The sequence below is a fragment of the Nocardia wallacei genome (genome assembly GCF_029869545.1).
Taxonomy (GTDB): Bacteria; Actinomycetota; Actinomycetes; order Mycobacteriales; family Mycobacteriaceae; genus Nocardia; species Nocardia wallacei_A.
The window spans coordinates 1-5,857 of record NZ_JARWQD010000040.1; the positions used below are offsets into that span (position 1 = coordinate 1).

Annotated in this window: 5 protein-coding genes; 1 reads left to right on the forward strand and 4 read right to left on the reverse strand. The window is 74.3% G+C overall.

Translation table 11 applies throughout. The features are described 5' to 3' along the window. Window positions 1-258: 258 nt before the first annotated feature. The 4 genes from QH290_RS02175 to QH290_RS02190 all read right to left on the reverse strand — a co-directional run bounded on the left by QH290_RS02175 (window position 259) and on the right by QH290_RS02190 (window position 5,264). Complete coding sequence (locus QH290_RS02175) at window positions 259-1,107, reverse strand: heme ABC transporter ATP-binding protein (protein WP_280262046.1); 849 nt, start codon at window positions 1,105-1,107, stop codon at window positions 259-261. Window positions 1,108-1,567: 460 nt separating this feature from the next. Beyond that, window positions 1,568-2,713, reverse strand: a complete 1,146-nt coding sequence (locus QH290_RS02180) for a FecCD family ABC transporter permease (protein WP_280381824.1) — start codon at window positions 2,711-2,713, stop codon at window positions 1,568-1,570. Window positions 2,714-2,850: 137 nt separating this feature from the next. After that, window positions 2,851-3,909, reverse strand: coding sequence for a heme/hemin ABC transporter substrate-binding protein (locus QH290_RS02185; protein WP_280262042.1), 1,059 nt, complete (start codon window positions 3,907-3,909; stop codon window positions 2,851-2,853). Window positions 3,910-4,301: 392 nt separating this feature from the next. After that, window positions 4,302-5,264 carry an aldo/keto reductase gene (locus QH290_RS02190; RefSeq protein WP_280381826.1) on the reverse strand — a complete coding sequence of 321 codons (963 nt, stop codon included), beginning with the start codon at window positions 5,262-5,264 and terminating at the stop codon, window positions 4,302-4,304. Window positions 5,265-5,453: 189 nt separating this feature from the next. Here QH290_RS02190 and QH290_RS02195 point away from each other — a divergent pair. Further along, window positions 5,454-5,857: undecaprenyl-diphosphate phosphatase (locus tag QH290_RS02195; RefSeq protein ID WP_280381825.1), on the forward strand; the 404-nt coding region annotated here is incomplete at its 3' end.

A 5,857-nucleotide genomic window follows, 5' to 3' on the forward strand; every position in this document is an offset into this window, starting at 1 on the left:
CGTCCGCACCGAGGACGGCACCATCCCGGCGTGGGGGGGGGGGCCCCCCCCCCGCCCCCGGGGCCGCCCCCCCCCCCCCCCCCCCCCCCCCCCCCCCCCCCCCCCCCCCCCCCCCCCGCCCCCCCCCCCCCCCGGGGGGCCCACACAAACACCCCCCCCCCCCCCCCGCCGGGGGGGGGCCCCCGGCCCCCCCCCCCCGCGGTCGTGTTCCGGGCCGCTTTCGGTCCCGATCGGATGCCCGCGAGCCGCGGCGCGGGGTCAGCCGCGGACGGGAAGGACCAGCTGGGCGCCGGTGCGGGGGTGGTCGAAGACCTCGACCGGGTGCTGATAGACGAGGGAGAGCAGGTCGGTGGTGAGGATGTCGCGGGGTGCGCCGGCGGCGGCGAGGCGGCCCCCGTCGAGGACGGCGACCCGGTCGGCGTAGGCGGCGGCGATGCCCAGGTCGTGCAGGACGACGACGACCGCCGCGCCGTCGGCGGCGCGGGCACGGGCCAGCCGCAGCACCTGTTCCTGATGGCCCAGGTCCAGGGCCGCGGTGGGTTCGTCCAGCAGCAGGGTGGGGGTGTCCTGGGCGAGTACGCGGGCCAGGGCGACGCGGGCGCGTTCGCCGCCCGACAGCGCCGGAAACGGCCGCGCGGCAAGGTGTTCGGTGTCGGTGGCGGCCAGGGCGGCGGCGATCGCGGCCTCGTCGTGGTCCTGTCGCGGGGTGCGTGCCCAGGGGGATCGGCCCATGGTGACGACCTCGCGGGCGGTGAACGGGAAGCCGACGGTGTGGTTCTGCGGCAGGACCGCGCGGCGGCGCGCCATATCCACCGGCGCCCAGTGCGCGATCGGCCGCCCGTCGAGTTCGACGGTGCCCGTGGCCAGGTCCAGTTCCCCCGACAGCGCGGCCAGCAGTGTCGATTTCCCGGCGCCGTTGGGCCCGACGAGCGCCAGGATCTGCCCGGCCACCACCTCGAGATCCACATGGTCGAGCACCCGCCGCCCCGCCCCGCGATCGACGCTGACCTGCCGCGCCGACAGCGTGACGGTGCCCGGCTCAGGCAGCCCCGGAACACCGTGCGCCCGCGCGAAAACCTGTGCGACACCACGCAATACGCCCACCATCATCACCCTCCGACCCGGACACCGGAGCTTGCGCCCGATCGCACCGCCCACCCTGACACGCCGATGCAGCACCCCCGGGCAGGCGCCGACCGCCGATACCTGCCGCCGACTCCCGCCGTCTGCCCTCGCACTCCGGCTTGGCATCTCCGGGCAAGGGCCGACTTGCCGCTGACTCCCGTCTGGACGTCGGGGTGTGTGCCCGCTCGCACCGCCCGCTGCCCTCGCGCTCCGGCGCTGCACCTCTGGGCACCGGCACTGCAACCCTGGGCAGCGGCCGACCTGCCGCTGACTCCCGCCAGGACAGCGGGGTGTGCGTCCGCTCGCGACGTTCGCGCGCTGGTGCTGCGTTCCGGGGCATGAGCCGCCTGTCGGTGGCTGCCGCGCGATCGCGACGCCTGCTGTCTGCGGGCGCGGACGCCGCGGCATCCGGGCGAGGCACCCAGCGATGCTTGCTCGCGGCTCATGCCCAGCCTCCCGCGCGGGCGCGGGTGCGGCGCAGCAGCCAGAAGAAGAACGGGCCGCCGACCAGGGAGGTGAGCATGCCGAGTGGCAGGTCGGCATTGGCGACCAGGGTGCGGGCGCCGACGTCGGCGGCCAGGAGCACGATCGCGCCGAAGATCGCCGAGAGCGGGATCAGCACGCGGTGGGCGGGACCGACCAGCATCCGCACCACGTGCGGCACGATGAGCCCGACGAACATGATGATGCCGGTGAACGCGACGCCCGCGGTCGCCAGGATCGCGACGATGACGATCACGTTGCGCCGCAAGCGTTCCACGTCCACGCCGAGGTGGCGCGCCGCGGATTCGCCGAGTGCCAGCAGGTCCAGCCGGGCCGCGAGCACGACGGCCGCGGCGACGCCGACCGCGGTGAGCGGCGCCACCACCCACACCGACTGCCAGGTGGCGCCGTTGAGGCTGCCCAGCTGCCAGAACACGATCTGGTCGCGCGCGGCCGGGGACGCGATGAACAGCAGGAACGCCATCAGTCCACCGGCGAAGGCGTTGACCGCGACACCGGTCAGCACCAGGGTCACGGTCTCGGTGCGCCCGCCCGACCGCGACAGCAGATACACCAGCAGCGTGGTGCCGAGCCCGGCGACGAACGCGCCCGCGGCCACCGACCACACCGCCACGAACGCGCCGCCGACGACGATCACCACGCCCGCGCCGACCGCGGCCCCCGCCGACACCCCGATCACGCCGGGTTCGGCGAGCGGATTGGCGAATACACCCTGCAGCAGCGCGCCCGCGGTGGCCAGCGCGGCCCCCACCAGGATGGCCAGCACCACGCGCGGGAACCGCACCTGCAGCAGCGTCACCTCCCCGGCGGGATGTTCCGGCAGCGGTCCCCAGTCCAGCCCGATCTGATGCAGGACCGTGCCCACCACTTCCATCGGCGCCGTCGGCACCTGCCCCACCGCGGCGGAGTACATGGCCAGCAGCACCAACAGCACGATCGACACGGCGAACACGATCGATATCCGCGACCACCGCCGCGCGGGTGCCGCGGCGGTCGGCCGGGCATCGTGGTCGGCGGCCGAATGCCGCTGCCGCACTGTCGTTTCGGTGCTCGCCGCAGTGGAGGTGGGTCGGACCGTATTCATGCCGCCGGGTGCATCCTCGTCGCCGGAGGCAGTGGGTAACCCGCGACCATCGCCGGAATCCGGTCGGCTGCGAGTCGGCCGGACGGGAGTCGGCTCGGGTGCAGGCGTGCCGGACGCGGCGCTGTCGGTCGGGTCGGTCATGCGGTCGGCCCGTAGATCGCCTGGGCGAGGGCCGAGATCACGTGGCCGGTGTTGGGACCGAAGCTGAGTAGCGCCGAGTCGGACATGTCGACCACGCGCTTGTTGCGCCCGGCGGGTGTCTGGGCGACACCCGGGATCTTCTCGAGGCCGTCGACGCCGCCGATGGATTTCAGGCCGTCGGTCATGACCAGGAAGACGTCGGGGGAGGCGGTGATCATGCCTTCGCTGGTGATGGAGGTGAACGGTTCGGTCAGTCCCGACGCCGTCCCGGCATCGGTGCCGCCGAGCGCGGCGATCAGCGAGTCCGCGCCGGAACCGGGCCCGGCCATGAACGTGATCGCGGTGCTGCGCAGGTAGAGGAATGCGATCCTCGGTTTCGGGTCCTGTTTCGGCACCGCGGCGGTGGCGGCGGCGATCTCGTCGCCGGTGCGCTGGGCCAGTGCGCGGCCCTGGTCGGGAACGCCGAGCGCGGCGGCGACGGCCTCGATCTGCGGGCCGGTGCTCTCCATGCTGCGCTGCGGATCGAAATAGACGACCGTGATGCCGAGCGCCCGCAGTTGGTCGCGCATCGCGGGCGTGGCGCTGACGGTGTCGGTGAGGAATACCGTGGGCCGCTGCGCCGCAACGGCTTCCACGTTGATGCTGCCGTTGCCCCCGGCGACGTTGGGCACGTTCGCCACGGCCGGAAACGCGGCCGAGGTGGAGCGGCCCACCAGATTCGCGCCCAGCCCCAGCGCCCACACGGTCTGGGCCAGCGTGCCGTAGCGGTCGACGGCGATGATCCGGGAGGCATCGGTGACGGTCACGTCACCGCCGTCGAAGGACCGCACGGTCGCGGGTAGCACCGGCGTCGGCGCGGGTCCGATCGGCACCGGGTCCAGCGCGGTCAGGGTCGCGGTGGCGGGCCCCTGCTGCCCGGATCCGCCCGCCCCGCTGGGCGATTCACACGCGGTAACTCCGGCCGCCAAGGCCAGCGCCAGCCCGGCCAGTACAACCCGGACCGCCGACCGGCGAGACGCGACACGGACCGATCGAACACGGTCGAGGCTCCTCATAAAGGCAAGCCTAAGACGTCGCCCGATCGCCCCGCGCCCACCCCACCCGCCCCGCGCACCCGCCGCACCCGCGCTACGCCCGCCCTACTCCGCGCTGCGCCCACCTCACGTACGCCGCGCCCGGCCCCATCCCGCGTCCGCCGCAGCTCGCTGCACAGCGTTGCCCACATCATCTGGTCCTGTCACCCGCCGGGCCCGCGCTGCGCTTTTGCAGCCCCAGCGAAGCCTGCTGCGCAGCGCTGCCCACATCAGCTGGTCCTGACCCGCCGGGCCCGCGCTGCGCCATTTGCAGCCGGATCGAAGCCCGACGCACGGCGCTGCCTACGCCACCGGTCCCCGATCACCCGTGCCGTGCCCGCTGGCACAGCGCTGCCCACACGTCCGGTACCCGGTTACCCGCCGCTCACGTCGTCGAGGGCCGCTGCGATGGCGCGCGGCAGTTCGAGCGTCTCCGCTGCCAGAACGCCGGTGAGCTGCCCCATGTCCCGCGCTCCCACGATCATGCTCGCCACCCCCGGCCGATCCCGGATCCAGGCCAGCGCCACCGACAACGGCGACGTGCCCAGGCCGTCGGCGGCCGTGACGAGCGCGTCGACGACTCGGTCGGCGTGATCGTCGAGCCGGTCGCGGATCTCGGCGGCGGTGTCCTCGTCGGCGCCGCGCGAGTCGGCCGGGACGCCGTCGCGGTATTTGCCGGTGAGAATCCCCCCGGCCAGCGGCGAGGACGCGATCAGCCCGACGCCGTGATGGGCCGCGGCGGGCACCAGGTCGCGTTCGGGCCCGCGCGCCAGCAGCGAGTACGGCAGCTGCCCGGCGGTGATCGGCGCCGCCGAGGCCAGCGTGGCCAGCTGCCAGGCGTTGAGCCCGCGCACCCCGGCGTAGCGCACGCGCCCCGACCGCACCGCGTCCTCGAGCGTGGCGGCGACCTCGGCGAGCGGCGTCTGCGGATCCCAGGCCGCCACGCTCCAGATGTCGAGATAGTCGGTGCCGAGTTCGGCGAGGGTCCGGTCGAGCTGACGCATGAGGGTGCGGCGCGACGCGTCGACGGTCCAGCGGATCTCGGTGGCCGGCGCCCCGGCCGGATCGGTCACCCCCGGCACGGCCGCGAGCCCCGCGCACCCGCTGATCACCAGGTCGCCGCGCGGCACCAGTTCATCGATCAGCCCGCCGAGCATGCGCTGCGCGGCGCCGCCCTGGTAGGCGGGCGAGGTGTCCACGAGGGTCCCGCCCGCCTCCACGAACGCCACCAGCTGCGCCGCCGCCTCCTCGGCGTCGGTCTCCCGGCTCCAGGTGTGGGTGGCCAGCCCCATTCGAGAGACCCGTAGGCCGCTGCGCCCCACCGCCCGCTGTTCCATCACCGTGCCCACACTTCCGTCACACTGCAAGAGCCTAGGGCCACAAGCCGTTCGAGCGCGGGTATGACCCGGTGCGCCGCGAGCGGTAGGGTCGCTGCGGGCCGGGCCGCCCCCGGAATTCGGGGCCTGGCGGCAGGATCGGCCAACGTCTGGATCCGGACGACTTCGGGAGGTGTAGTGGGCGCGTCGATGACGTGGATGCAGGCGCTGATACTGGGTGCGGTGCAGGGACTGACGGAGTTCCTGCCGATCTCCTCGTCGGCGCATCTACGCATCGTGTCGGCGGTGTTCTTCGGCGACGATGCGGGCGCGTCGTTCACGGCGGTGACGCAGCTGGGCACCGAGGCCGCGGTGGTGGTGTATTTCGCCAAGGACATCTGGCGCATCGTGCAGGCCTGGTTCACCACCCTGTACCTGCGGCTGACCGCCTCGTCGCGGCAGCCGGTCCCGGTCAGCGAGCAGGTCACCACGCAGCTGCCCGTCTACACCGGCGGGGGGGGGGGGGGGGCGGGGGGGGGGGGCGGGGGGGGGGGCGGCGCGGGGGGGGCGGGGCGGGGGGGGGGTGTGTTGGGGGGGGGCCCCCACACGGCGGG